Source organism: Rhodoferax sediminis, from assembly GCF_006970865.1.
GTDB classification, from domain to species: Bacteria; Pseudomonadota; Gammaproteobacteria; order Burkholderiales; family Burkholderiaceae_C; genus Rhodoferax_A; species Rhodoferax_A sediminis.
Map to the genome: position 1 here is coordinate 2,907,302 of NZ_CP035503.1, position 26,231 is coordinate 2,933,532.

General features: G+C 63.0%; 30 protein-coding genes and 1 tRNA gene. 6 read left to right on the forward strand and 25 right to left on the reverse strand.

Features of this window, described 5'->3' with window-relative positions; translation table 11 throughout:
* Positions 1–11 precede the first annotated feature (11 nt).
* The 5 genes from EUB48_RS14035 (at position 12) to EUB48_RS14050 (ending at position 3,239) form a co-directional block, all read left to right on the forward strand.
* A complete protein-coding gene (locus tag EUB48_RS14035; protein ID WP_142819696.1) occupies positions 12–1,322 on the forward strand; it encodes an NAD(P)/FAD-dependent oxidoreductase in 1,311 nt (436 codons plus the stop codon).
* An 87-nt stretch (positions 1,323–1,409) separates the two neighbouring features.
* On the forward strand, positions 1,410–1,550 hold the full coding sequence (locus tag EUB48_RS21395) for a hypothetical protein (RefSeq protein WP_168175012.1): 141 nt from the start codon (positions 1,410–1,412) through the stop codon (positions 1,548–1,550).
* A 9-nt stretch (positions 1,551–1,559) separates the two neighbouring features.
* The gene (locus tag EUB48_RS14040) at positions 1,560–1,796 is read left to right on the forward strand and encodes a VF530 family protein (RefSeq protein WP_142819697.1); all 237 of its coding nucleotides are present in this window, start codon (positions 1,560–1,562) and stop codon (positions 1,794–1,796) included.
* Between the two features lie 62 nt (positions 1,797–1,858).
* Positions 1,859–2,467 carry an RluA family pseudouridine synthase gene (locus tag EUB48_RS14045; RefSeq protein ID WP_142821292.1) on the forward strand — a complete coding sequence of 203 codons (609 nt, stop codon included), beginning with the start codon at positions 1,859–1,861 and terminating at the stop codon, positions 2,465–2,467.
* A gap of 16 nt (positions 2,468–2,483) precedes the next feature.
* Positions 2,484–3,239 carry an SDR family NAD(P)-dependent oxidoreductase gene (locus EUB48_RS14050; protein ID WP_142819698.1) on the forward strand — a complete coding sequence of 252 codons (756 nt, stop codon included), beginning with the start codon at positions 2,484–2,486 and terminating at the stop codon, positions 3,237–3,239.
* A gap of 20 nt (positions 3,240–3,259) precedes the next feature.
* Here EUB48_RS14050 and EUB48_RS14055 read toward each other — a convergent pair whose 3' ends face one another.
* The 5 genes from EUB48_RS14055 to egtB form a co-directional block, all read right to left on the reverse strand.
* Positions 3,260–3,697, reverse strand: a complete 438-nt coding sequence (locus tag EUB48_RS14055) for a universal stress protein (protein ID WP_142819699.1) — start codon at positions 3,695–3,697, stop codon at positions 3,260–3,262.
* Positions 3,698–3,773: 76 nt separating this feature from the next.
* On the reverse strand, positions 3,774–4,544 hold the full coding sequence (locus EUB48_RS14060) for a 2OG-Fe dioxygenase family protein (RefSeq protein WP_142819700.1): 771 nt from the start codon (positions 4,542–4,544) through the stop codon (positions 3,774–3,776).
* A 26-nt stretch (positions 4,545–4,570) separates the two neighbouring features.
* Positions 4,571–4,852 (reverse strand): DUF427 domain-containing protein, encoded by a 282-nt coding sequence (locus EUB48_RS14065; RefSeq protein ID WP_142819701.1) that lies wholly within the window; start codon positions 4,850–4,852, stop codon positions 4,571–4,573.
* Positions 4,853–4,866: 14 nt separating this feature from the next.
* Positions 4,867–5,844, reverse strand: a complete 978-nt coding sequence (gene egtD, locus EUB48_RS14070) for an L-histidine N(alpha)-methyltransferase (RefSeq protein WP_142819702.1) — start codon at positions 5,842–5,844, stop codon at positions 4,867–4,869.
* Positions 5,844–7,106, reverse strand: coding sequence for an ergothioneine biosynthesis protein EgtB (gene egtB, locus EUB48_RS14075; RefSeq protein WP_142819703.1), 1,263 nt, complete (start codon positions 7,104–7,106; stop codon positions 5,844–5,846). Before egtB ends, egtD begins: the two co-directional genes overlap by 1 nt.
* 414 nt (positions 7,107–7,520) lie before the next feature.
* Between egtB and EUB48_RS14080 the strand changes: the two genes are divergently transcribed.
* The gene (locus tag EUB48_RS14080; RefSeq protein ID WP_210411636.1) at positions 7,521–8,837 is read left to right on the forward strand and encodes a Glu/Leu/Phe/Val family dehydrogenase; all 1,317 of its coding nucleotides are present in this window, start codon (positions 7,521–7,523) and stop codon (positions 8,835–8,837) included.
* A 36-nt stretch (positions 8,838–8,873) separates the two neighbouring features.
* On the opposite strand, the gene EUB48_RS14085 is transcribed toward EUB48_RS14080, so the two are convergent.
* The 20 genes from EUB48_RS14085 to tpiA all read right to left on the reverse strand — a co-directional run bounded on the left by EUB48_RS14085 (position 8,874) and on the right by tpiA (position 26,230).
* Positions 8,874–9,350: a DUF1178 family protein gene (locus tag EUB48_RS14085; protein ID WP_077561535.1), complete on the reverse strand. Its 477-nt coding sequence runs from the start codon at positions 9,348–9,350 to the stop codon at positions 8,874–8,876.
* Positions 9,351–9,357: 7 nt separating this feature from the next.
* Positions 9,358–9,963, reverse strand: a complete 606-nt coding sequence (locus EUB48_RS14090; protein WP_142819704.1) for an NUDIX domain-containing protein — start codon at positions 9,961–9,963, stop codon at positions 9,358–9,360.
* A gap of 20 nt (positions 9,964–9,983) precedes the next feature.
* Positions 9,984–10,286 (reverse strand): DUF2818 family protein, encoded by a 303-nt coding sequence (locus EUB48_RS14095; protein WP_142819706.1) that lies wholly within the window; start codon positions 10,284–10,286, stop codon positions 9,984–9,986.
* A 26-nt stretch (positions 10,287–10,312) separates the two neighbouring features.
* A complete protein-coding gene (nuoN, locus tag EUB48_RS14100) occupies positions 10,313–11,800 on the reverse strand; it encodes an NADH-quinone oxidoreductase subunit NuoN (RefSeq protein WP_142819707.1) in 1,488 nt (495 codons plus the stop codon).
* 24 nt (positions 11,801–11,824) lie between these two features.
* Complete coding sequence (locus EUB48_RS14105; RefSeq protein ID WP_142819708.1) at positions 11,825–13,300, reverse strand: NADH-quinone oxidoreductase subunit M; 1,476 nt, start codon at positions 13,298–13,300, stop codon at positions 11,825–11,827.
* A 13-nt stretch (positions 13,301–13,313) separates the two neighbouring features.
* Positions 13,314–15,329, reverse strand: a complete 2,016-nt coding sequence (nuoL, locus tag EUB48_RS14110; RefSeq protein ID WP_142819709.1) for an NADH-quinone oxidoreductase subunit L — start codon at positions 15,327–15,329, stop codon at positions 13,314–13,316.
* 28 nt (positions 15,330–15,357) lie between these two features.
* Positions 15,358–15,666, reverse strand: a complete 309-nt coding sequence (nuoK, locus tag EUB48_RS14115; RefSeq protein ID WP_142819710.1) for an NADH-quinone oxidoreductase subunit NuoK — start codon at positions 15,664–15,666, stop codon at positions 15,358–15,360.
* On the reverse strand, positions 15,663–16,334 hold the full coding sequence (locus tag EUB48_RS14120) for an NADH-quinone oxidoreductase subunit J (protein ID WP_142819711.1): 672 nt from the start codon (positions 16,332–16,334) through the stop codon (positions 15,663–15,665). The genes nuoK and EUB48_RS14120 overlap by 4 nt, the downstream gene beginning before the upstream one ends.
* A gap of 25 nt (positions 16,335–16,359) precedes the next feature.
* Positions 16,360–16,881, reverse strand: coding sequence for an NADH-quinone oxidoreductase subunit NuoI (nuoI, locus tag EUB48_RS14125; protein WP_077561380.1), 522 nt, complete (start codon positions 16,879–16,881; stop codon positions 16,360–16,362).
* A gap of 12 nt (positions 16,882–16,893) precedes the next feature.
* The gene (gene nuoH, locus EUB48_RS14130) at positions 16,894–17,976 is read right to left on the reverse strand and encodes an NADH-quinone oxidoreductase subunit NuoH (RefSeq protein WP_077561379.1); all 1,083 of its coding nucleotides are present in this window, start codon (positions 17,974–17,976) and stop codon (positions 16,894–16,896) included.
* The gene (nuoG, locus tag EUB48_RS14135; protein ID WP_142819713.1) at positions 17,973–20,138 is read right to left on the reverse strand and encodes an NADH-quinone oxidoreductase subunit NuoG; all 2,166 of its coding nucleotides are present in this window, start codon (positions 20,136–20,138) and stop codon (positions 17,973–17,975) included. The genes nuoH and nuoG overlap by 4 nt, the downstream gene beginning before the upstream one ends.
* 13 nt (positions 20,139–20,151) lie before the next feature.
* Positions 20,152–21,516, reverse strand: coding sequence for an NADH-quinone oxidoreductase subunit NuoF (gene nuoF / locus EUB48_RS14140; RefSeq protein ID WP_142819715.1), 1,365 nt, complete (start codon positions 21,514–21,516; stop codon positions 20,152–20,154).
* Entirely contained in the window at positions 21,516–22,028 is a 513-nt protein-coding gene (gene nuoE, locus EUB48_RS14145; protein ID WP_142819717.1) for an NADH-quinone oxidoreductase subunit NuoE, read from the reverse strand. The genes nuoF and nuoE overlap by 1 nt, the downstream gene beginning before the upstream one ends.
* Positions 22,025–23,278 (reverse strand): NADH-quinone oxidoreductase subunit D, encoded by a 1,254-nt coding sequence (locus EUB48_RS14150; RefSeq protein WP_077561375.1) that lies wholly within the window; start codon positions 23,276–23,278, stop codon positions 22,025–22,027. The genes nuoE and EUB48_RS14150 overlap by 4 nt, the downstream gene beginning before the upstream one ends.
* Complete coding sequence (locus tag EUB48_RS14155) at positions 23,265–23,882, reverse strand: NADH-quinone oxidoreductase subunit C (RefSeq protein WP_142819719.1); 618 nt, start codon at positions 23,880–23,882, stop codon at positions 23,265–23,267. The genes EUB48_RS14150 and EUB48_RS14155 overlap by 14 nt, the downstream gene beginning before the upstream one ends.
* A gap of 10 nt (positions 23,883–23,892) precedes the next feature.
* Positions 23,893–24,372: a NuoB/complex I 20 kDa subunit family protein gene (locus tag EUB48_RS14160; RefSeq protein ID WP_077561373.1), complete on the reverse strand. Its 480-nt coding sequence runs from the start codon at positions 24,370–24,372 to the stop codon at positions 23,893–23,895.
* A 21-nt stretch (positions 24,373–24,393) separates the two neighbouring features.
* A complete protein-coding gene (locus EUB48_RS14165; protein ID WP_077561372.1) occupies positions 24,394–24,753 on the reverse strand; it encodes an NADH-quinone oxidoreductase subunit A in 360 nt (119 codons plus the stop codon).
* A gap of 57 nt (positions 24,754–24,810) precedes the next feature.
* A tRNA-Leu gene (locus tag EUB48_RS14170) sits at positions 24,811–24,895 on the reverse strand.
* Between the two features lie 118 nt (positions 24,896–25,013).
* A complete protein-coding gene (secG, locus tag EUB48_RS14175) occupies positions 25,014–25,448 on the reverse strand; it encodes a preprotein translocase subunit SecG (protein ID WP_142819720.1) in 435 nt (144 codons plus the stop codon).
* 32 nt (positions 25,449–25,480) lie between these two features.
* Complete coding sequence (gene tpiA, locus EUB48_RS14180) at positions 25,481–26,230, reverse strand: triose-phosphate isomerase (RefSeq protein WP_142819722.1); 750 nt, start codon at positions 26,228–26,230, stop codon at positions 25,481–25,483.
* Between the last annotated feature and the right edge of the window lies 1 nt (position 26,231).

A 26,231-nucleotide genomic window follows, 5' to 3' on the forward strand; every position in this document is an offset into this window, starting at 1 on the left:
AAGAGCCGCATATGCAACGCATCGTCATCGTGGGCGGGGGCGCTGGAGGACTGGCCCTCGCGACGCAACTGGGCAAACGTCTGGGCCGCAAGGGGCTGGCCGAAATCACCCTGGTCGATTCGGCCCGCACCCACGTCTGGAAGCCGCTGCTGCATCAACTCGCGGCCGGCAGCTACGACACCCACGCGGAAGAAATCGAATACCTGGCGCAGGCACGCTGGAACCACTTCAAGTTCCGGCTCGGCACTCTGGTTGGAATCGACCGTGCCGGCAAGACGGTGCAGCTGGCGGCCAGCCATGACGATGCCGGCGCCGAGATCACGCCTGCGCAACAGGTAGCTTACGACACACTGGTGATTGCGATCGGCAGCCAGACCAACGACTTCGGCACACCAGGGGCCGCCCGGTACACGATCAAACTCGACACGCCGCAGGCCGCCAAGCGCTTTAACGACCGGCTGATCAATGCCTGCATCCGCGCCCAGACCGTTCCGCGTACGGCAGGCAGCGGGCGCCTGACGGTGACCATCGTGGGCGGGGGTGCGACCGGCGTCGAGCTGGCGGCGGAGCTGCATGCCTCGGCGCGCCTGCTGGCCAACTTCGGGTTTGACTACATCCACCCCGAAAAGGACCTGCAGCTGGTGCTGGTGGAGGCTGCGCCGCGCCTGTTGTCACAACTGCCGCAGCGGCTGGGTGAGGCCGCGCTGCGCGAGTTGCGCAAGCTGTCGGTGGAGGTGCATACCAACGAAAAAGTCGTCGAGGTGACGGCCGACGGCCTGAAGATGGCCAGCGGCAAGATGATTCCTTCCACCATCACGGTCTGGGCCGCCGGCGTCAAGGCGGCGGATTTCCTCAAGACCCTGGGCGGCGAACAGCCGCTGGAGACCAACAAACTCAATCAACTGCTCGTCAATGGCAATCTGCAAAGCACCTTTGACGCCAGCATCTACGCCTTTGGCGATTGCGCCGCGTACCAGCAGCCCGATGGCACCTGGGTGCCGCCACGCGCACAGGCGGCCTACCAGCAGGCCATGTACCTGGTGCGCGCGCTGCCCCGGTTGACGGCCGGCAAGGCGGTGCCTGCCTTCGTGTACACGGACCAGGGCTCGCTGGTGTCGCTGGCCGAGTATTCGTCGGTCGGCAGCCTGATGGGGAGCCTGACCAAGGGCAGTTTTTTCATCGAAGGACAGTTGGCCAAGCTGATGTACTGGGGCCTGCACAAGCAGCATCAGTTTGCACTCGGGGGCCTGCGAAAAACCTTGCTGATCACCTTGTCGGAATTGCTCGACCACACCTACCGGCCGCGCATCAAGCTGCACTGAAGGGCGGGCTCGCAGCGCAATCGGGCACGGCCCGCAAAACAGCCTGGATCGGCGGCACAATAGCCGCATCACTACTGGAGAAACACCATGCCCAAAGGCGAACAAAAGAGCAACAAGCAAGTGAAGAAGCCCAAGAAGGACTTGTCGCCCCCCAAACCCGTCTCGCCCGATGCCGTGCGGCCCACCATCACCACCGTGGTGCCGGTGCGCGGCAAACTGAAGAAATAGTCGCCCGCCATGACCGCGCAGCCGCGCAATCCGCTGCATGGCCTCACGCTGGAGACGCTGCTGGGCGCGCTGGTGGCCCAGTACGGCTGGGCCGGTTTGGGCGAGCGCATCAACATCCGCTGTTTCACCAGCGACCCCAGCATCGCCTCCAGTCTGAAGTTTCTGCGCAAGACGCCCTGGGCGCGGGAAAAAGTCGAGGGCTTGTACCTTTTCATGCTGCGCGATAGCAAACGGCAGCAGGCGTGAACGCCCCACCTCCTGCAACCTCGCCGCTGGTGGAGCCGTTGTATTTTGACGATGCCCTGCTGATGCTGGACAAGCCCGCTGGCCTGCTCGCGGTCCCCGGGCGCGGCGCCGACAAACAGGACGCACTGAGCACCCGGGTACAGCGCTTGTATCCGGATGCACTCGTCGTGCACCGGCTGGACATGGCGACGTCGGGCCTGATGCTGATGGCGCGGGGGCCTCACGCGCAGCGCAGCTTGAGCAAGGCGTTCGCCGATCGCGAGGTTTGCAAGCGTTACGAGGCGGTGGTTGACGGGCGTTTGCCGCCACCGGCCGATGCGCCCGATGGCTGGGGCGTGATCGACCTGCCGATCATCGTGGATTGGCCGAGGCGCCCATTGCGCATGATCGATGCCCTGCAGGGCAAGCCGAGCATCACACGCTGGCGTGTGATGGCGCATGACGCGCCAGCCAACACGACGCGCCTGGAGCTGGCGCCCATCACAGGCCGCTCACACCAGTTGCGCGTCCATTTGCAGGCGCTGGGACATCCGATCATCGGCGATACGCTCTACGCCGGCGCCCCGGTGCAAGCCAGGGCCAGCCGCCTGCTGCTGCACGCCTGCGCGCTGACGCTGGCACACCCCGTCACCGGGGAAACCCTGGCATTCGAAAGCCCCGCGCCTTTCTAGCGCTAAAGTGCAGGACATGAACCGACATCTTTACATCATCACCGGGGCCTCGCGCGGCATGGGCCTGGCCATCGCAGAGCAACTGCTCCAGCCGGGCCACACCTTGCTGTGCATCGCCCGCGCCACCAACGAGGCGCTGGCCGTCCAGGCCAGGGCCGCGGGCGCCACTCTGGTGCAGTGGTCTCAGGACCTGGCCCTCGGCTTCGAGGCCAGCACACGGCTCCAGCAGTGGCTGCATCAACAAGACGGCGCCTCCTTCACCAGTGCCACCCTGATCAACAATGCCGGAGTCGTGCCGCGTATCGGGCCGCTGAGCGACGCAGACGCCGCCGATCTGGCACATGCCTTGCGCGTTGGGCTGGAGGCGCCCATGCAGCTCACCGCGGCCTTCCTGCATGCCACGGAGCATTGGACGGCCGCCCGCAAGGTGCTGAACATTTCGTCGGGACTGGGGCGCCGTGCCATGGCCTCGCAGGCAGCCTATTGCGCGGCCAAGGCGGGCATGGATCACTTCACCCGCTGCGTGGCCCTGGATGAAGCACTCAAGCCCCATGGTGCGGCCGTCTGCGCGCTGGCCCCCGGCGTGATCGACACCGACATGCAGGTGCAGTTGCGCGGCGCCGATGCAACGGCGTTTCCGGATCAACACAATTTCGCCACCCTGAAGGCCAACGGCCAGTTGACGTCGCCGGCCGAGGCCGCGGCGCGCGTGCTCGGCTATCTTGCCCGCCCCAACTTTGGCGCCGACCCGGTGGGCGACGTGCGCGACTGATTTTTTTGACTGGCGCGGGCTCAGCTGCGCACCACGAGCACCGGCACGTGCGCGTGTGACACGACGCGCTGCGCGACGCTGCCGAGCATCAGCTTTTCAATGCCGCGCCGGCCATGGGAGCCCATGACGATGAGGTCTACGCCGCCGGACTCGGCCGTTTGCAGGATGCCCTTGTAAACCGCGTGTCCCTCGACCAGCGTCGTCTTGACCGTGATGCCCGCGGCTTCAAAAGTCTGCTTGGCCCCCTTGATCGCCTCGTTGGCCTCGGCCGTGGCCGCCGTCAAATACTGCGCCTGGCCATACGCGTAATCAGTCCCCACACCTGTAAATGGATAGGGGTCAATCACATAAATGGCCGTGACCGTGCTGCCAAACGCCTTGGCCAGCCCGACCGCCTTGTCGATCGCCAGCGCCGCGGTCGGCGATCCATCTACCGGAACCAGAATGTGTTTGAACATGCGAGGAACTCCTTGAGTCGCGACAGAGCATCCAGTTTAGAGCCGGAACGTCGTCAATGGGTTGATGACGATCAAGTTATACGCCGTCACCCTGGAAGCCGCCAGAGCGCCAGGTCAAGACCAGTGTGTCCCGGTGCCCTTCATCGGTCAAAGGCTGGATCGGCGTGGACTCGTGGATCACCCGGGCGTCATCGAGCAGTAGCAGCGACCACGGCAAGGTCAGCGTGAAGCGCTGGCCGTGCGGGCCGGCAGCCTCGAAGACCCGTGTCTCACCGCCCTTGACGCCGCTGCGATCCACCAGAAACACCGCCACATAATCCACTCCGTCGCGGTGCGCCCCCTCGGGCGTCGGGCGACCGATACCGTCGGTGGTGTCGATGCGGAACTGGTGCGCCTCCACATACCAGGGCCGCACGCCGGCTTGGGCATCGCCAGGCTGCTCGGGGCGCAGGCGGGAGAACACCTGGCTCAACGTGCACAACAACCGGTCCCAGCACACCTGCGCAACAACCTGCGGCTCCATCGGTTCGAACCAGCGCCGCATGCCGCCGTGCAAGGCGTTGTACTCGAGCGGCTGCCAGTGCGCGCGATGCGGCACCTGGGTGACCCGTTCGCCCTCGACGAGAAAGCACGAGTGGCGCCGGCGCCGGTAGCGACCCCCGTCCTTGAGGTAGGTGTCGGGCAGCAGCCTGTCCCAGCTCGGGCGGAGCGCATCGAGCGAAGCAAGGCTGCAGTGCGTAAGCTCGCTCACGCCCGCGGGGCTGAGCACGGCATAACCTTGCCGGCGCAGATCGGCAACGAGTTCGCCGGCCGACGAAAATAAAGGGGAGAGTGTGGCAATGGACATGGGGGCAAGCTCGGCGCTGGCGTCACTCAGGCTGTGACCTGCACACCCTTCCAGAACGCGACCCGGCCACGCACCATCTCGGCCTCGGGCTTGGGGTCAAGGTAGTACCAGGCGGCATCGGTGTTCAATTCGCCATCCACTATGAGCGAGTAGTAGCTCGCCTGGCCTTTCCAGGCGCAGGTGGTCTTGTGGTTGCTGAAGGTCACATAGTCGCGATTCAGCGAGTCCGCCGGGAAATAGTGATTGCCTTCCACCACGACCGTGTCGTCGCTCTGCGCTATCACGGCGCCGTTCCAGGTTGCTTTCATCGGAATTCCTTTTTTTAAGTGGGTGCGTTCAGCCAGTGCAGGCTGAAGAGCTTTTGCGGATCGGTCCATGCGGGGCCGGGTGTGAACCCCGCCTGCCGCGCCAGCGCCTGCAGGCCGTCAAGCGTAAATTTATACGAGTTTTCGGTGTGCAGTGTTTCGCCTTCGGCGAACTCGAAACACCGGCCACAGACACGAACCTGCTGCCGGCGGCGGCTCACCAGGTGCATCTCGATGCGCTGCAGCGGCGCATTGTAAAAGGCACTGTGCGCAAACTGGGCCAGATCGAAGTTGCACCCCAACTCGCGGTTCGCGCGCACCAGCAGGTTCAGGTTGAACGCGGCGGTGACGCCCTGTGTATCGTTATAGGCGGCATGCAGCACGGCGGGGTCCTTCACCAGGTCGGCCCCCAGCAGCAAGGCGCCGCCGCGCAGCACCTGCGCCGCCATCTGCAGAAAATGCAGGGCTTCGGCAGGCGTGAAATTGCCGATCGTGGAGCCCGGGAAAAATCCCACGCGCTGCCCGGCGTCCTCGCCCAGCGCCGGCAACAGCATGTGGCGCGTGTAATCCGCCACCAGCGGCTGCACGTGCAGGCCCGGGTAGTCGCGCCGCAGCACTTGAGCCGCAGCTCCCAGATGCTCACCCGATATGTCGATGGGCAGATAGCGCACGGGGCGGTCCATGGCGTCGAGCAGCAAGCGGACCTTGCGCAGGGACCCGGCCCCGAACTCGACGATCTCGGCGCGGGGTCCCACCTGCCGCGCAATTTCGCGCGCATGGCCAGACAGCAGGCCCAGCTCGACGCGCGTGGGGTAATACTCGGGCAGCTCGCAGATGCGGTCGAACAAGAGGGAGCCCGGCGCATCGTAGAAGTACTTGGGGGAAATGCTGCGCGGCGTGCTCGACAGCCCCGCCAGCAAGTCGCGGGCGAACGCCTCTGCCGCTTCGCCGCCCGCCAATCGCGTCTGGATTTTGCTCAATGTGCCGGTCTGCATCAAGCGTCCTTCGCCAGACGAATGCCCGAAAACTGCCAGCGCGCCCCGGGCGGAAAAAAGTTGCGGTAGCTGGGTCGCGCGTGCCCCGCCGGAGTCGCGCTGCTGCTGCCGCGCAGCACCAGTTGTCCCACCATGAATTTGCCGTTGTATTCGCCCACCGCACCGGCCAGCGGACGAAAACCGGGATAGGGATCGTAGGACGAACGCGTCCATTGCCAGAGATGCCCCGTCATTTGCGCGATGCCGGGCACTGCGCAGGCCGCCTCCCACTCGAACTCGGTGGGCAAGCGCGCGCCGGCCCATTCGGCATAAGCAGCGGCTTCGTAAAAGCTCACCTGGCTGACCGGCGCCGAAGCATCGAGCGCACGCACGCCCTGCAGGCCGAACACCTGCCAGTGCCGCGCAGGCGCCCTGACGTCATCGGGTGCCAGCCAATAGGGCGGGCAGCTCCAGCCATTCGCCTGCACTGCCGCCCAGCCGTCCGACAGCCACAACTCGGGGCGACGGTAGCCCCCATCCTCGATGAATTGCAGGTATTCGCCGCAGTTGACCAGCCGGTCCGCCATGCAGTACGGCGACAAGAGCACGCTGTGGCGCGGGGTTTCGTTGTCGAACGCAAAACCGCCGCCATCGTGCCCGATCTGCACGGTGCCGGCCGGCCCGGCGAGCCAGCGCAGCGGTGGCACGACGGTGGGCGCAAGCCGCAGGGCGGACGCCAGTGCGGGTTGTGCATACGCAGGCAGTATCGGATTGCACGACAGGGCATGCAGGATGTCGGTCAGCATCAGCTCCTGGTGCTGCTGCTCGTGCTGCAGGCCCAGCGTGAGCAAGGGCAGCGCCTGCTGCCACATGGGCTCGCCGCCCCGGGTGATGAAGCTTTGCACGGCGGCGTCGACATGCGCGCGGTAGGCCAGCACCTGCGCCAGGGGCGGGCGGGTCAGCAAGCCGCGCAGCGGCCGCGGATGGCGCGGCCCCAGGGCTTCGTAATAGGAATTGAAGAGATAGAAAAAACGCTCGTCGAACGGCCTGTAGTCGGGCACATGCGCGCGCAGCACCACGGCCTCGAAGAACCAGCTGCCGTGCGCCAGATGCCATTTGGTCGGGCTCGCGTCGGGCATGGACTGGATGCACTGGTCTTCGGCCGACAGGGGTTCAGCCAGCGCCAGGCTGTGCGCCCGTACCTGGGCAAACCGCCGCGCCATGGCTTCACGCGGGCCCTGGGCCTCAAGGCATGAATCGGCGGCCGACGGAAATGGGGACATGCGGAAAACCTCCAGAGACTGCAGGACTCCGTCTGAGTGAGCCTGTGCAGGACATCAACACAAATGAGTCGCACCGACGCCGGATTCATTACAGCACAGGACCACGACGGTTGTCCCCGGCGGGCGGCCCGAATCAGCGCCCGGCGAACCCGGTAGCACCCCATGGCAGCCCGTTACACGCTCGCCCGAAAGCAGTGGGGTCGATGAAAAAATTTCGTGCTCACTATCAAAATAGTAGCTGAATGCGAAGGTGGAGTATGGACATCAGACACTTTTCTCTCAAATTTTTACGACGTCATGCAGTCTGGTGTAGTTATGCAACTTATGCATGAAGTGGCTTGAACAATGTCTTGGACAGTTGGGCCGCAGGCTTTTAAGCTCGGGGGCTTGATCGTTCCCACCAGGAGTTTGTTCATGTCCCAAGCACCCAGCACCCCGATGTCCGCAGCGCCTGCGTCTCATCCCCTTCCCTCCTACCTGCAGGCCAACAACCTCGGGCCTTGGGGGGTTTACCTGCAGCAGGTCGATCGCGTGACGCCTTATCTGGGCAATCTGTCGCGCTGGGTCGAGACACTCAAGCGCCCCAAGCGCGCATTGATCGTCGATGTCCCGATCCATCTGGACAACGGCACGGTGGCTCACTTTGAAGGCTACCGGGTGCAGCACAACGTCTCGCGCGGTCCCGGCAAGGGCGGCGTGCGCTTTCACCAGGACGTGACACTGTCGGAGGTGATGGCGCTGTCGGCCTGGATGTCGATCAAGAACGCCGCGGTGAATGTGCCCTACGGCGGCGCCAAGGGCGGTATCCGCGTGGACCCGAAAACGCTGTCCCGCGGCGAACTCGAGCGCATGACGCGCCGCTACACCAGCGAGATCGGCATCATCATCGGCCCGAACAAGGACATCCCCGCGCCCGACGTGAACACCGACGAGCAGATCATGGCCTGGATGATGGACACCTATTCCATGAACCAGGGCTCCACCGCGACCGGCGTCGTGACCGGCAAGCCGGTGGATCTGGGCGGCTCGCTGGGGCGGCGCGAAGCCACCGGCCGCGGCGTGTTTACCGTCGGCGCCGAAGCCGCCAAGCACATCGGCATGGACATTTCCACCGCGCGTGTGGCGGTACAGGGTTTTGGCAACGTGGGCGGCATTGCGGGCAAGCTGTTTGCCGAAGCGGGTGCGCGGGTCGTCGCCGTGCAGGACCATGCTGGCACGATCTTTCGCGAAGCCGGGCTGGACGTCCCGTCCCTGCTCAGGCACGTCGCGCATACCGGCAGCGTGGCCGGCTTTGCGCAGGCCGAGGCGATTGCCAACGACCTGTTCTGGGAGGTCGACTGCGACATCCTGATTCCCGCGGCGCTGGAGCAGCAAATCAACGGCTCGAATGCCGGCCGCATCAAGGCGCGCATGGTCATCGAAGGCGCCAACGGCCCGACCACCCCCGAGGCCGATGACATCCTGCACGACCGCAATGTGCTGGTGCTGCCCGACGTGATCGCCAATGCGGGCGGCGTGACGGTCAGTTATTTTGAATGGGTGCAGGACTTTTCCAGCTTTTTCTGGGACGAGGCCGAGATCAATGCCCGGCTGGTGCGCATCATGAGGGAGGCGTTCGCCGGCATCTGGCAAGTCGCGCAGGACAACAAGGTGAGCCTGCGCACCGCCACGTTTATCGTGGCCTGCAAACGGATCTTGCACACCCGCGAATTGCGCGGACTGTACCCCTGATCGGAGCCGGAATAGCGGCTGCCGGGGAACCTGGCCTTACTGCAGGGTGTCGCCCGCGGCGGCGGGCAGCGGCATCACCTCGATGCCCTCTTCCAGCAGCTCCATCGCCTCGCGGGCGCTGGCCCGGCCACGGATGTTGCGGTGTGCGGTTTCACCGTAGTGGATGCGCCGGGCTTCCTGGGCAAAACGCTCGCCCACGTCTTCGGTGCGGGCCACCAGCTCGCGCAGGGCACGCAGCACCGTGGCCTGATACGCCGGGTCGGCGGGTGCGAACATGTCCGTCATGGACGCGGGCGGATGCGCCGGCATGGCATCGGGCGGCGTCGCCTCGCGCTCACGCGCGGCGCCCAGATTGAGCCGGGGCGCACTGGGCAGTTTCTGTATTTCCTGGGCGCCGCACAGCGGACATTCGAGCACGCCGCGCGCCAACTGGTCCTGAAAATCATCTTCAGAGGCGAACCAGCCTTCAAACGAATGCTGCTGGCGTACGCACTGGAGGTTAAGGACTTTCATGACAGGATTATCGGCCAGCGCGCGGCGCTGCGGCATCCTGCCAGTGCAGCGGCCACACGCCCGACAACACGTTTTGCAACCAGAGCGCACCCGTCAGCGTTTTGGCGTCGGTCACGCTCCCGTCGCGGCACCATTGGAGCAGCTCGGTCGGGGTCGCCGTGAAAACGTCCAGAAACTCCCCCGCATCGAGCCGGCGCTGGCCCAGGCTCAAATTCCTGGCAAACCAGATCTCAATGAACTCCGTCGAGTACGAAATGACCGGGTGCAGCATGCCCGCGCGCGCCCATTGCCGGGCCGAATAGCCGGTTTCCTCCAGCAGTTCGCGCTTCGCGCACGCCAGCACGTCTTCTCCGGGGTCGAGTTTGCCCGCGGGGAATTCAATCATGACCCGCTGCACCGGGTAACGGTACTGGCGCTCCAGTACCACCCTCAAAGAGCCGGTCTCGTCTTCCAGCAGCGGAATAATCATGACCGCGCCGGGATGCACCACATACTCGCGCGACGTCGTGCTGCCGTCGGGCAGACGTACCGTGTCGCGAAAGGCATGGAGAAGCCGGCCCTCGAACAATTCCATGCTGGCCATCTTTTCTTCGACCAGATGGCGGTCATCCATGGCGGCGACACCTCATCGGATCAGTTCCGATGCTTGAGCAGGTAGCGGTAAATGAAACCCGGAAACGCAAAGGTCACGAACAGCGCACCGGTAATCGCATAAAACTCCCAGCCCTGGGGCGCAATCTGTCCGGCGCGATTTTCCAGGGCCAGCCCGATACCGCCCGCAATGAAGTAAAAAACCACCAGTTCGGCCAGCCGCACGGCAAGAATCTTCGGGCTGGACAGCGGAATGACCGCCAGCAGGCGCTGGTTGACAAAGGGCAGGTTGGCGGCGCAAAACGCCACCAGAATCACGAGCCAGACGGAGAGGGATTGGGACACTTGGATGAAGCTCGTCTGACGGGTGATCAGGTTCCCAGGGTCGCCACGATGGCCTGCGCGCACAGCGTCATCAAGCCACCCGGCAATACACCGAGAATCAGCACCAGCGCACCGTTGAGCGACAGCACAACGCGCACATCGACCGGCGCCGAGATCGTGGCGGCTGTGATGGGGGGATCAAAATACATGACCTTGATCACGCGCAGGTAAAAGAACGCACCAATCAGCGACATGATCACGGCAAACACCGCCAGTGCAATATACGACGGCAGCCCTGACGAGATCAGCGCCTGCAACACCGACAGTTTGGCGTAAAAGCCCATGAGCGGCGGGATGCCGGCAAACGAGAACATCGACACCGCCATGACCCCTGCATACAGCGGGCTCACCTGGTTCAGGCCGGCCAGGTCGGAAATCTCTTCGCTCTCGAACCCCTCACGCGCGAGCAGCAGGATGATGCCGAAAGCCGACAGCGTGGTCAGCACATAGGTCAGCGCGTAAAACATCGCCGAGCTGTACGCATTGGCGGCGGACAGCGTGTTGCCGTTGACCACTCCCGACATCAGGCCGAGCAGCACAAAACCCATTTGCGAGATGGTGGAGTAGCCGAGCATGCGCTTGAAATTGGTTTGCGAGATCGCCACCACATTGCCGATCAGCAACGAGCCGATCGCCAGGATCGCCAGCATCTGCTGCCAGTCGACCGCCAGCGGCAGCAGGCCTTCCACCAGCAGGCGAATGCAGATGGCAAACGCCGACAGCTTGGGCGCGCCGGCAATGATCAGGCTCACCACGGTGGGCGCGCCTTCATAGATGTCCGGCACCCACATGTGGAACGGCACGGCGCCGAGCTTGAAGCCGAGACCGGTCACGATGAAGACCACGCCAAACACCAGGACCTGGTGCTTGAGATGGCCCGAATTGACCGCCTTGAACACTTCGCTGATGTCCAGCGAGCCGGTGGCGCCATAAATCATCGACAGGCCGTACAGCAAAAAGCCGCTGGCCAGCGCGCCGAGAACGAAATACTTGATCGCCGCTTCGGTGGCCACCACGTGGTCGCGCCGCAACGCCACCAGCGCATAGCTGGTCAGCGTGAGCAGCTCCAGGCCCAGGTAGATCACCAGGAAGTTGTTGCCCGAAATCATGATCGACATGCCGAGCACAGAGAACATGCTCAGCGTGAACAACTCCCCGCCGCGCATCATGCCGCGATCGGCGCCGTAGGGGCGGCCGTACACCAGCGTGGCCATCATCGCGACGCTGACGAAACAGGCGAGCCAGTTCCCCATCGGGTCGCTGACCACCATGTTGCCAAAGCCATAAAGGGTGTTGCCGCCGCTGGCATACAGGCCCTCCAGCAAGGCCACCACGCCCAGCGCCAGCAGGGTCAGCACGTAGGTGGCGGTGCGGCGCGCGCTGGTCACGGCCAGATCCACCAGCGCAATCACGCAGGCCATGATCAGGAGCACGATTTCGGGGTAAACCGAGATCCAACTGAGTTTGTCAATCATCTTCTAGTTCTCAATTCAACGGGATCAATTCAGCTTGGACGTCGCCAGGTGCTTGAGCAAGTCCACCACGGAGGCATTCATGACATCGGTCATGGGTTTCGGATAAATACCCATGTAGAGCACGGCGATGGCCAGTAGCGCCAGCATCAAGAACTCGCGGCTGTTGATGTCCAGCATGGCCTTGACGTGGTCATTGGCGACAGGCCCCAGGTAGACCCGCTTGTACATCCACAAGGTGTAGGCCGCGCCCCAGATCAGCGCCGACGCCGCCGCCAGACCGACCCAGAAGTTGAATTTGACGCCGCCCAGAATCACCATCCATTCACCCACAAAACCCGAGGTGCCCGGCAGGCCGCAGTTGGCCATGGCAAAGACCAGGGCAAAGGCGGCAAATTTGGGCATCACATTGATGACCCCGCCATAGCTGGCGATCTGGCGCGAATGCACCCGGTCGTAGAGCACGCCAATGCACAGGAACATGGCCGCCGACACAAGGCCGTGGGAAAGCATCTGCACGATGCCGCCCGCGGCACCGAGCTCGTTGAAGATGAAGAAGCCCAGCGTCACAAATCCCATATGGGCCACGGACGAATAAGCCACGAGCCTTTTCATGTCGGGCTGTACCAGCGCCACGACACCCACATAGATGACGGCAACCAGCGACAGCGTGATCATCAGCCAGGCCCACTCATGCGCGGCGTCGGGCGCGATCGGCATGGCGAAGCGCACGAAGCCGTAAGCCCCGAGCTTGAGCATGATGGCCGCCAGGATGGCGGAGCCTCCCGTCGGCGCTTCGACGTGCACATCGGGCAGCCAGGTGTGCACCGGCCACATCGGGATCTTGACGGCGAAGGCCGCGAAGAAGGCGAAAAACAGGAACGTCTGCGCGGTACTGCCCAGCGGCAAGGTATACCAGACCGCCAGGTCGAAGCTGCCCCCCGACTTGGTGTACAGGTAGATCATGGCGATCAGCATCAACAGCGAGCCGAGCAGCGTGTAGAGGAAGAACTTGAAGGCCGCGTAGATCTTGTTGGGCCCGCCCCAGACACCGATGATCAGGTACATCGGGATCAGTGTGGCCTCGAAGAACACGTAGAACAGCATGCCGTCGAGTGCGCAGAACACACCGATCATCAAGCCACTGAGAACCAGAAAGGCGGCCATGTACTGGTTCACCCGCTCGGTAATGGACTCCCAGCTGGCGATGATCACCACCAGCGTGATGAAGGCGGTGAGCAGGACGAACCACAGCGAGATGCCATCCACCCCCAGGTGGTAATTGATATTGAAGCGCGGCATCCAGTTGCTCTTCTCGACAAACTGCATGGCCGAGGTGCCCAGCTTGAAGCCGCTGTACAACGGCAACGTGACCAGGAAACTGATGGTGGCGCCGATCAGCGCCACCCAGCGCACCACCCGGGCGTGCTCATCCCGACCAAACGCCAGCAAAACGACGCCGAAAAAAATCGGTATCCAGATGGCAAGGCTCAACAATCCCATTTTTATTATTTCCTTATTTGAGCCAGACGAAATAGGTCATCAACACGAACACGCCCACGATCATGGCCAGCGCGTAGTGGTAGAGGTAGCCGGACTGCATCCAGCGCACCACGCCCGAAACCCTGCGCACCACTTTCCAGGAGCCGTTGACCACCAGGCCATCGATCAGGCCAAGGTCGCCCCCTTTCCACAAACCGGTGCCGATGATGCGCACGCCGCGCGTGAGCACGTTTTCGTTGAACCAGTCCAGGTAGTACTTGTTGTCGAGCAAGGTGTATAGAGGCTGGAATTTGCGCTGGATGGCGGCCGGCAGCGCCGGGTTGACCAGGTACATGTAGTAGGACAAGACGACCCCTGCCAGCGCCAGCCAGAATGGCGCCGACATAAAGGCATGCAGACCCATTTGTAGCGGGCCATGGAATTCTTGGGCCAGCTCCTTCATGGCTGGGTGTCTGGCAAGGTCCACAAAGATGGAATCCTTGAAAAACGGTCCATACAGCATGGGCTCGATGGTCATGAAACCAATCACCACCGACGGAATCGCCAGCAGGATCAGCGGGACGGTGATCACCCAGGGAGACTCATGGGGTGTCTGATGACCATGGTGATTGTCGTGGTGGGCGTCATGGTGCGCATCGGGATTCTGATCAAACCGCTCCTTGCCGTGGAACACCAGGAAGTACAGGCGAAATGAGTAGAAGGCCGTGATGAACACGCCCGCCAGCAACGCAAACGAAGCGAAGCCGGCGCCCGCCAGGTGGCTCGCGTGCACAACTTCAATGATGCTGTCCTTCGAATAGAACCCCGAGAAGAATGGCGTAGCAATCAGCGCCAGCGAACCCACCAGAAAAGTGATACAGGTGATGGGCATGTACTTGCGCAAACCGCCCATCCAGCGGATGTCCTGGTTGTGATGCACCGCGAGAATGACCGAACCGGCACCGAGGAACAACAGCGCCTTGAAGAACGCGTGCGTCATCAAGTGAAATACACCTACCGAATAGGCCGAGGCGCCGAGCGCGACCGTCATGTAGCCGAGCTGGGACAGCGTGGAATAGGCGATCACCCGTTTGATGTCGTTCTGGATGATGCCCAAAATACCCATGAACAGGGCCGTGATGGCGCCGATGACCATGACGAAGCTCAGGGCCGCGTCGCTGAGCTCGAACAGCGGCGACATGCGCGCCACCATGAAGATGCCGGCCGTCACCATGGTTGCCGCGTGGATCAGCGCGGAGATGGGGGTGGGACCCTCCATCGAATCAGGCAGCCAGACATGCAGCGGAAACTGCGCGCTCTTGCCCATGGCGCCAATGAACAGGCAAATGCAGATCACCGTGATCAGCATCCATCCGGTGCCCGGAAAGGAAAGCTGAGCCAGCGCAGGGGCCTTGGCAAATATCTCGGCATAGTCCAGTGTGCCGGCGTAGGCCGCAACCAGGCCGATCCCGAGGATGAAACCGAAGTCGCCGACCCTGTTCACCATGAAGGCTTTCAGGCTCGCAAAAATGGCGGTCGGCCGGGTATACCAGAAACCGATCAGCAGATAGGACACCAGACCCACCGCCTCCCAGCCAAAAAACAGCTGCAGCATGTTGTTGCTCATTGCCAGCATCAACATCGAGAAGGTGAACAGCGCGATGTAGGAGAAGAAGCGGTCGTAGCCTTCGTCATCGTCCATGTAGCCGATGGTGTAGATGTGCACCATCAGCGACACGAAGGTCACCACGCACATCATCATCGCGCTCAAGCCATCGACCAGGAAGCCGATTTCCATCTTGAGACCGCCGACCACCATCCATGTGTAAATGGTTTCGTTGAAACGCGCACCATCGGCAACCACGCTGTAGAGCGTCATCGCCGAAATGATGAAGGCCACCAGCACACCCAGAATGGTGAAGCTGTGGCTGAGCCGGCGGCCGATCAGATTGCCGCCAAACTTGGTGCCGAAAATGCCGGCCAGCAAGGCGCCGGCCAGAGGTGCCAGCGGTACCGCCAGCAGAGTTGAAGCCGAGAGGGTTTGACTCATATTCTTTGAATTTGATGAACCTTGGGGCTCAGCCCTTGAGCAGATTGAGTTCGTCCACCCGGATGCTGGACTTGTTGCGGAACACCAGCACCAGAATCGCCAGGCCGATGGCCGATTCGGCGGCGGCCACCGTGAGAATGAAGAACACGAAAACCTGCCCCGCCATATCGCCCAGGTAGTAGGAGAAGGCCACGAAGTTCATGTTGACCGCGAGCAGCATCAACTCGATCGCCATCAGCAGAATGATCAGGTTCTTCCGGTTCAAAAAGATCCCGATGATGGAGAGCGCAAACAGCATCGCGCCCAGCGATAGAAAATGCCCAAGGGTCAAGGTCATGCTTTTTTCTCCGTATCGGCAGGCGCGGCGGCATCCGCGCCTTGTTCGACCGCAATGGCCGGTTGGGTCGCCGTCATCTTGAGCACCTGCACCCGGTCACGCGCCTGCACGCGTATCTGCTCGGATGAACTGATGGCCTTGCTGTCCTTGCGCTCGCGCAGCGTCAGCGCAATCGCCGCGATGATGGCCACCAGCAAAAGGACGGAGGCAATCTCCAGCGGGTACAGGTACTGCGTGTACAGCAGCGTGCCCAGTTCCCGTGTATTGGAAAACTGGCCGGGGGCTTGCCCCAGCACCACGGTGACCCGGGGCGGCTCACCGCCGCCGAATCCGCCCATCAGGACGGCCGCCATCTCCAGCGCAATCAGCGCGCCGACCGTCGCCGCCAGAGGAAAGTGGCGCCAGAATCCCTGGCGAATGCTGTCCAGGTTGATGTCCAGCATCATCACGACAAACAGGAACAGCACCATCACCGCGCCGACATACACCAGCACCAGCACGATGGCGAGGAACTCTGCCTTGAGCAGCATCCAGACCATGGCGGCCTGGAAAAAGGCCAGCACCAGGAACAGCGCCGCATGGACCGGATTGCGGGCCGTGATCACCCGGAACGCGGCGAACAGCAACACCGCCGAAAAAATATAAAACAGGCCGGCTTTCACATCCATATCGAAGCTTCTTTCAGGCAATCGGTCAGCGGTACTTGGCGTCTGCCGCGCGGTTGGCCGCAATTTCGGCTTCATAGCGGTCGCCCACAGCCAGCAGCATGTCCTTGGTGAAGTACAGGTCTCCGCGCTTCTCGCCGTGGTATTCAAAAATATGGGTTTCGACGATCGAGTCCACAGGACAGCTTTCCTCGCAAAACCCGCAAAAAATGCACTTGGTCAGATCGATGTCATAACGGGTCGTGCGCCGCGAACCATCGTCGCGCAACTCCGACTCGATGGTGATGGCCACGGCGGGGCACACGGCTTCGCACAGTTTGCAGGCAATGCAGCGCTCTTCCCCGTTTTCATAGCGGCGCAGCGCGTGCAGCCCCCGAAAGCGCGGACTGGCCGGGGTCTTCTCCTCGGGGAACTGCACCGTGATCTTGCGCTTGAACATGTATTTGCCGGTCACCGCCAGGCCCTTGAACAGTTCAATCAGCATGAAGCTCGACAGGAAGTCGCGCAGCGAAAAAGTCGATTCAGAAGGGGGGGACGTCAATGTAGTCATATCGGCTCCGGCTTATTTCCAGATATTCCAGGAGGTCTGCATCCAGGCCCCGACAACCACCAGCCACACGAGGGTGACCGGGATGAAGATCTTCCAGCCCAGCCGCATGATCTGGTCATAGCGAAAGCGCGGGAAGGTGGCACGCACCCACAGGAACATGGTGGTGACGATGAAGGTCTTGAGCCCCAGCCAGATCCAGCCCGGAATCCAGTTGAACACCGCGCTGTCGATCGGCGACATCCAGCCGCCCAGGAACATGACCGTGCACAGGATGCCAATCAGGATCATGTTGGCGTATTCGGCCAGGAAGAACATGGCAAATGCCATGCCCGAGTACTCGACCATGTGGCCGGCCACAATTTCGGACTCACCCTCCACCACGTCGAACGGGTGCCGGTTGGTTTCGGCCAGGCCGGCGACAAAATAGACCACGAACACCGGCAGCAACGGCAGCCAGTTCCACGACAGGAAATTCAGCCCCATGTTGGCGAAGTGGCCTTTGCCCTGTCCCATGACGATGTCGGTCATGTTCATCGACCCGGAGACCATCAGCACCACCACAAAGCAAAAGCCCATGGCAATCTCGTAGCTGACCATTTGGGCCGAGGCGCGCATGGCGCCTATGAATGCATATTTGGAGTTCGACGCCCAGCCCGCGATGATCACGCCGTACACCTCCAGCGAGGTGATCGCCATCAGGAACAGCAGGCCGGCGTTCACGTTGGCGAGTGCCACTTCCGGGCCGAACGGAATGACCACCCAGGCCGCCAGCGCCGGCATGATGGTCATGATGGGGCCGAGCACGAACAGGCCCTTGCTAGCCGCGGCCGGCATGATGATTTCCTTGGTCAGCAGCTTGAGGGCGTCGGCAATCGGGGTGAGCAAACCCGAGGGGCCGACCCGGTTCGGGCCGAGCCGTATCTGGGTGAAGCCAATCGCCTTGCGCTCCCAGAGCGTGAGGTAGGCCACGCACCCCATCAGGGGCACCAGCACGACCACGATCTTGATCAGGGCCCAGATCACGGGCCAGACCACTGCGGTCCACCAGGTGGCGCCGGCAAGACCGAGTCCCGCGCTGTAGAACGCTTCAATCATGCTGCCGCCCCTTTCAGGTTTGCTGCATTCCTTGCGTCTGCCGTCATTTGCAGCGAAGACGCGCGCCGCACCAGGCCATCGAGCTGATAGATGCTGGCCACGGCGGGCACCGCCGGACCGCTCTCAGCCAGATCAATGCCCGCACTCGTGGCGTTGCTCAATTTCCCGGAGGGCACATGGGTCGCACCGGCGTGCTGCGCGCCGCGCATGTGATCGAGCACATCCTGCGACGACTCAAACTCGAATCCCGGCAGGTCGAGCAGATTGGCCAGCACGCGCAACACCTTCCAGGCGGGCCGGGTTTCACCCAGGGGTTTGACAACCGCGTGGAACCCCTGCACGCGACCTTCGGCATTGACGAAGGTGCCGGGCGTCTCGGTGAATGGCGCGATCGGCAGCAGCACGTCGCTGAAATCCAGATTGGCCTTGAACGGGCTCAGCGTCACGACCATGTCGGCCTGGCCCAGGGCCGCCTTGGCCGAGGCGCCGGCCGCCGAATCGAATTCGGGTTCGTTGTTCAGCAGCAGGACCGCCTTCAAGCCCCCCGCGAGCATCTGGCCCGCGTTCAGACCGCCCGGCGCCGCATCGCCGCGCGGAAACGCGCCCACCAGTTGCGCCCCCACGGTATTGGCCGCTTCGGTCAGATAGCCCACCGTGGCACCGGTCTGCGCGCCGATCCAGTTGGCCAGTGCCAGCAGGCTGGAGGCCCGGGCGTGATGCGCCGCCGCATTGCCCAGCAAGATGGCCTTGCGCTCGCCACCCAGCAGCGATCGGGCGATGGCCTTGGCCGCATCGGTGGCGTTGCCCGCAGCAGGTGCTGCAACGCCCTTTTCTGCCGCCAGCGCGACCGCCACATCGGCCAGTGCTTGCGCCCAGCCACCCGGCGCGGTCAACAGCGCGTTGGCGACCGGCATGGCCCAGGCGTCGGGGGACGCCAGTTCGACTACAGAATTAATAGCGCTCACCGCACAGCCGGCGCGGGCCGACTGCCGAATTCGTTGTGCAAACAGCGGATGGTCCTTGCGCAGGTTCGAGCCCACCACCAGCACGCGCTGCAGTTGCGAGAGAGAAGCAATCGAGGTGCCCAGATACCGCACGCCCTCGAACGCCGGGAATTCGGCATGGCGCAAACGGGTATCGATGTTGTCGCTGCCCAGGGCGCGCATCAGCGCCGCCGCCAGATACAGCTCCTCGAGCGTGCTGTGCGGGCTGGCCAGCGTGCCGATGCTTTGCGGCCCGTGCCCGGCCTTGATCTGCTTGAGACCATTGGCCACGTATTCCAGCGCCGTCTGCCAATCCACGGCCTTCCACTCACCGCCCTGCTTGAGCATGGGACTGGTGAGCCGCTCGTCGCTGTTCAAGGCCTCGTACGAGAAACGGTCGCGGTCGGCAATCCAGCACTCGTTGACCTCTTCGTTCTCCAGCGGCACGACGCGCAGCACCTTGTTGTTCTTGACCTGAACGACCAGGTTGGCACCGGTGGCGTCGTGCGGGCTGATCGATTTGCGGCGCGACAACTCCCAGGTGCGGGCGCTGTAGCGGAACGGCTTGCTGGTGAGCGCACCCACCGGGCAGATGTCGATCATGTTGCCCGACAGCTCGGAGTCGATGGTGCCACCGGCCACCGTGGTGATCTCGGCATGTTCGCCGCGGTGGATCATGCCCAGCTCCATCACGCCGGCCACTTCCTGGCCAAAGCGGATGCAGCGGGTGCAGTGGATGCAGCGCGTCATCTCTTCCATGGAGATCAGCGGACCCACCTCCTTGCGGAACACCACGCGCTTTTCTTCTTCGTAGCGCGAGGTCGAGGCGCCGTAGCCGACCGCCAGGTCCTGCAGCAGGCATTCGCCGCCCTGGTCGCAGATCGGACAGTCCAGCGGGTGGTTGATGAGCAGGAACTCCATCACCGACTTCTGCGCCTTGATGGCCTTGTCGCTCTTGGTGCGCACGATCATGCCCTGCGACACCGGCGTGGCACAGGCCGGCATGGGCTTGGGCATCTTCTCCACATCGACCAGGCACATGCGGCAATTGGCGGCAATGCTGAGTTTCTTGTGGTAGCAGAAATGCGGAATGTAGGTGCCGACCTTGTCGGCGGCATGCATCACCATGCTGCCCTCGGCAACCTCTACTTTTTTTCCGTCGAGTTCAATTTCAATCATGGGGGCTGCTCGCTCAGACGTACTCGGGGACCGGGCAGGTCTTGTGCTCTATGTGGTATTCGAATTCGGGACGGAAATGCTTGATCATGGCGCGCACCGGCATGGCCGCGGCATCGCCCAGCGCACAAATCGTTCGCCCCATGATGCCGTCGGCCACCGAGTCCAGCACATCCAGGTCGGCCTGGCGCCCCTGGCCGTTCTCGATGCGGTTCACCATGCGCCAGAGCCAGCCCGTACCTTCGCGGCAGGGCGTGCACTGGCCGCAGGACTCGTGCATGTAGAAGTAGCTCAGCCGGCGCAGCGAGCGCACCATGCAGCGCGAGTCGTCCAGCACGATCACGGCGCCCGAGCCGAGCATGGAGCCGGCCTTGGCGATCGAGTCGTAGTCCATGGTGCAGTTCATCATGATGGAGGCCGGCAGCACCGGCGCCGACGAGCCGCCCGGAATCACGGCCTTGAGCTGGCGCCCCGCGCGCACCCCGCCCGCCAATTCGAGCAGTTTGGCGAACGGCGTTCCCATCGGGATTTCATAGTTGCCGGGCCGCTGCACGTCGCCGCTGACCGAATAGATCTTGGTGCCCCCATTGTTCGGCTTGCCGCACGCCAGGTACGCCTGCGCGCCATTGCGGATGATCCAGGGCACGGCCGCGAAGGTTTCGGTGTTGTTGATGGTGGTGGGCTTGCCGTACACGCCGAAGCTGGCCGGGAACGGCGGCTTGAAGCGGGGCTGGCCCTTCTTGCCTTCCAGCGATTCCAGCAGGGCCGTTTCTTCGCCGCAGATGTAGGCGCCGAAACCATGGAATGCGTGCAACTGGAAGCTGAAGCCGCTGCCCAGAATGTGATCCCCCAGCAGGCCGGCGGCGCGCGCCTCTTCCAGCGCTTCCTCGAAGCGCTCGTAGGTCGCAAAGATCTCGCCGTGGATGTAGTTGAAGGCGACCGTGATGCCCATGGCGTAGGCGGCAATGGCCATGCCCTCGATCACGATGTGCGGGTTGTAGTGCAGGATGTCGCGGTCCTTGCAGGTGCCCGGCTCGCCCTCGTCGGAATTGCAGACCAGGTACTTCTGGCCCGGAAACTGACGCGGCATGAAGCTCCACTTGAGCCCCGTCGGGAAACCCGCGCCGCCACGACCACGCAGCGCCGATTCCTTGACCGTGGCAATCACCTGGTCCTGCGTCAGCCCGGCTTCATTACCGGCCACGCCGTCCTTGCCCAGAACCTTGCGCAGCGCCTGGTAGCCGCCGCGCGCCACATAGTCCTTGAGGCGCCAGTTGGAACCGTCCAGCCCTGCGTAAATTTGCGGCTCGATATGCCGGCCATGGAAACAGGTTTCAACGCCGGTGGCGGCGAATTGCGACAGGATATTTTCTGGAGACATTACTTCACCTCGGCGGCCGGCTGGGCCACACCGTCGGCGGCCCGCAAACCATCAATCATCTGGTCGATCCGCTCGTTGCTCATGAAGCTGCACATGGTGCGGTCGTTCACCAGCATCACGGGCGAATCGGCGCAGGCCCCCAGGCACTCGCTCTGCTGCAGCGTGAACATTCCGTCCGCCGTGGTCTCGCCCATCTTGATGCCCAGCCGCTGCTCCAGATGCTGGAGCGCGCGATCCCCGTCGCGCAGCTGGCACGGCAGGTTGGTGCACACGTTGAGCTTGTACTTGCCCACGGGCTGCTGGTTGAACATGTTGTAGAAGGTCGTCACCTCGTGCACGGCGATGGGCGGCATACCGAGGTAGGCGGCGACTTCTTTTTCGCTGTCCTGGCTGATGTAGCCCTGCTCCAGCTGGACCATGCCCAGGCAGGCCATCACGGCCGACTGTTTTTGCTCGGGCGGGTACTTTGCGACTTCCTTGGCGAAGCGCGCCTTCATGACTTCAGAGATCATCGATCAATCTCTCCAAACACAATATCCAGGGTGCCAATGATGGCGACGACGTCGGCAATCATGTGGCCGCGCGCCATCTCGTCCATCCCCGCGAGGTGGGCGAATCCGGGCGGACGGATTTTGAGCCGGTAGGGCTTGTTCGCCCCGTCGCTCACGATGTAGATGCCAAACTCGCCCTTGGGATGCTCGACCGCCGCATAGGCCTCGCCCTCGGGTACGTGGAAGCCTTCGGTGAACAGCTTGAAATGGTGGATCAGGTCTTCCATGTTCGACTTCATCGCTTCGCGCGCAGGCGGCGCCACCTTGTGGTTGTCGGTGATCACCGGGCCCGGGTTGACGCGCAGCCAGTCCACGCACTGCTTGATGATGCGATTGGCCTGGCGCATTTCTTCCACGCGCACCAGGTAGCGGTCGTAGCAATCGCCGGTCTTGCCCACGGGGATGTCGAAGTCCATGCGGTCATAGACCTCGTAGGGCTGCTTCTTGCGCAGGTCCCAGGCGACGCCGGAGCCGCGCAGCATGGCACCGGTAAAGCCGAGATTGAGCGCGCGCTCGGGCGTGACCACGCCGACACCCACGGTGCGCTGCTTCCAGATGCGGTTGTCGGTGAGCAGGGTTTCGTACTCGTCGACGAGGGCTGGAAAGCGCGTGCAGAAGTCATCGATGAAATCAAGCAGCGAGCCCTGGCGGTTTTCGTTGAGCTGCCCGATCACCTTGGCATTCTTGATCTTGCTGACCTTGTACTGCGCCATGGTATCGGGCAGGTCGCGGTACACACCGCCCGGTCGGAAATACGCCGCATGCATGCGCGCACCCGAGACTGCCTCGTACATGTCGAACAGATCCTCGCGCTCGCGAAAGCAATAAATCAGCACATTCATGGCGCCGCAATCGAGCCCGTGCGCGCCCAGCCACATCAGGTGGTTGAGCAGCCGCGTGATTTCGGCAAACATGACGCGGATGTACTGCGCACGCTCGGGCACCTCGACGCCCAGCAGCCGCTCGATCGCCAGGCAATACGCATGCTCGTTGGACATCATCGACACGTAGTCGAGGCGGTCCATGTAGGGCAGCGACTGGATGTAGGTCTTGCTCTCGGCCAGCTTTTCGGTGGCGCGGTGCAGCAGGCCCACGTGCGGGTCGGCACGCTGCACGACCTCGCCATCGAGCTCGAGCACCAGACGCAGAACGCCGTGCGCCGCCGGATGCTGCGGCCCGAAGTTGAGGGTGTAGTTCTTAATCTCTGCCATGAAGTCCCCCGTAATCCTCTTCGCGGATGATGCGCGGCGTGATCTCGCGCGGCTCGATCGTGACGGGCTGGTAGATGACCCGTTTTTGCTCCGGGTCGTAACGCATTTCGACGTGGCCGGAGGTCGGGAAGTCCTTGCGGAACGGGTGGCCGATGAAGCCATAGTCGGTCAGGATGCGGCGCAGGTCGCTGTGCCCCTCGAACACGATACCGAACAGGTCGAACGCCTCGCGCTCGAACCAGTTGGCGCCATTCCAGACACCCGTCACCGACGCCACCACGGGCAGGTCGTCGTCGGGTGCAAATACCTTGAGGCGCACGCGCTGGTTCAGGCTCACCGACAGCAGGTGCAGCACCACACAGTAGCGGGCGCCATCCCAGACACCATCCTTGTACTGCGAGTAATCCACGCCGCACAGATCCATGAGTTGCTCGAATTGGCAACCCGATGCATCGCGCAGGGTCGTGGCAACCTGCAGATAGTTGGCGGCGGATACCACCACCGTCACCTCGCCCAGCTTGAGACTGATATGTTTGGCCCTCTCGCCCAGCACCGCGGCGATGGTGTCTTTGAGAGTTTCGGGATTTACGGCAAACGCGGTCATCGAAGTCCCTTCAGGCGCGCGCAATGGTGTTGGTGCGGCGGATCTTCTGCTGCAGCTGGATGATGCCGTACAGCAGCGCTTCGGCCGTCGGCGGACAGCCCGGCACATACACGTCCACCGGCACGATGCGGTCGCAGCCGCGCACCACCGAATAGCTGTAGTGGTAGTAGCCACCGCCATTGGCGCACGAGCCCATCGAGAGCACCCAGCGCGGCTCGCTCATCTGGTCGTAGACCTTGCGCAGCGCCGGCGCCATCTTGTTGCACAGCGTGCCGGCCACGATCATCAGGTCGGACTGGCGCGGACTGGGGCGAAACAGCATGCCGAAGCGGTCGATGTCGTAGCGCGCGGCGCCTGCGTGCATCATCTCCACGGCACAGCAGGCCAGGCCGAACGTCATCGGCCACAGCGAGCCGGTCTTGGCCCAGTTCATCACCGAGTCGTAGCTGGTGGTGACGAAGCCTTCCTTGAAAACACCTTCAATGGCCATAATGCTCTCCCGCCTTTTGCTTCATTCCCAATCCAGGGCGCCTTTTTTCCACTCGTAGACAAAGCCCACGACGAGGATGCCCAGAAAAACCATCATGGCCCAGAAGCCGAGCGCTCCAATCTCCTTGAGCGAGACGGCCCACGGAAACAGGAACGCGATCTCCAGGTCGAACAGGATGAACAGAATGGCCACGAGGTAATACCGTACATCGAACTTCATGCGTGCGTCTTCAAACGCCTCGAAGCCACATTCGTAAGGGGAGTTCTTGGCGGCGTCGGGGCGATTTGGACCGAGGATGTAGCCGAGCACCTGGGGCACGATACCAACGCCAATGCCAACCAGAATGAACAAGAGAACGGGGAGGTATTGATCGAGGTTCATCTGGAGTTCTGATCACCGCTTATGCCCGCCAGCACCCTGCCCGGCGAGTTTTTTGTTTGGTGCCGTCGGCGAGACTCGAACTCGCACAGCTTTCGCCACTACCCCCTCAAGATAGCGTGTCTACCAATTTCACCACGACGGCGGTTTTTTCGTTGTCCGGATGGCATGAGGCGCCTTGCGGCTTTGGCTCTCCGGACAGTCTGCTAGTTTACCCTGAAATTTCCTGCATTCGATGCAGACGGGGCGATTTACAGAGGCGTTCAGCGGGTCGGAATCTGCCCCGCACCGGACGCCGCGGGCGCCGCGGGCACGGCGGTGGCCGGCACCGGACTGGATTGCGGAGCTGGTGCAGTCGTGGCAGGAATCTGCGTGGCGATGCCGGACGCTGCGGGTGCGGGCGCCGGAGCGGTCACGGTCGCGCGCTCCAGCACACTGCCACTGCCGGTATTGACCGGGCGCAAATTACCAAAATACGCCAGCGCCAGCGTGCACGCGAAAAACACCGTGGCCAGAACGGCCGTGGAACGCGACAGGAAGTTGGCACTGCCACTGGCACCAAACAGGCTGCCCGAACCACCGCTGCCAAAGGCCGCACCCATGTCGGCACCCTTGCCGTGCTGAACCAGGATCAGGCCGATCAGGCCGATGGCCGCCAGTATCTGGACCGCCAGCAGGATGTTTAGTACGACATGCATCTCAATACTCCTAAATCTATAGCATCAACTGCTTACCCTTTGCGGGCTGCAGCAATAATTTTCAAAAAATCAGGGGCACTCAAAGAGGCGCCGCCAATCAGGCCGCCGTCAATGTCGGGCTGGGCCAGCAGTTCGGCCGCATTGGCGGCATTCATGCTGCCGCCGTACAAAATCGCTATTCCGGCGGCCTGCTCGCAGGCACCGGCCAGCTGCGCGCGCAGCACGGCGTGCACCTGCTGCGCCTGCTGTGGCGTGGCCGTCTTGCCGGTACCAATGGCCCACACCGGCTCGTAGGCCAGCACGATATCGCCGATGCGCGGGCCGGTGGCGGCGATCACCGCAGCCAGCTGGCGCGTGACGGTGGCCTCGGTCTGGCCTGCGTCGCGCTCGGCCAGTGTCTCGCCGACACACACGATCGGCGTGATGCCGGCTTCCAGCGCGCGCTGTGCCTTGGCGGCCACCACGGCATCGGTCTCGCCGTGGTACTGGCGCCGCTCCGAGTGCCCCACGATGGCATAACGCACGCCGAATTCCTTCAGCATCGCCGCGGACACTTCGCCGGTGTAGGCGCCGGCCTCATGCTGCGACACATCTTGCGCTCCCAAACTGATAGCGCCACTCGCAAGCAACGTCTTGGCTTGCGCCAGATAAGGCGCCGGAACGCAAACCGCCACCGCGCAGGCGGGTGAGCCCAGGCCGGCCAGCATGGCCTGCAAGAGCGCCTGATTGGCAGCCAGGCTGCCATTCATCTTCCAGTTTCCGGCGATGAGCTGCTTCGTCACG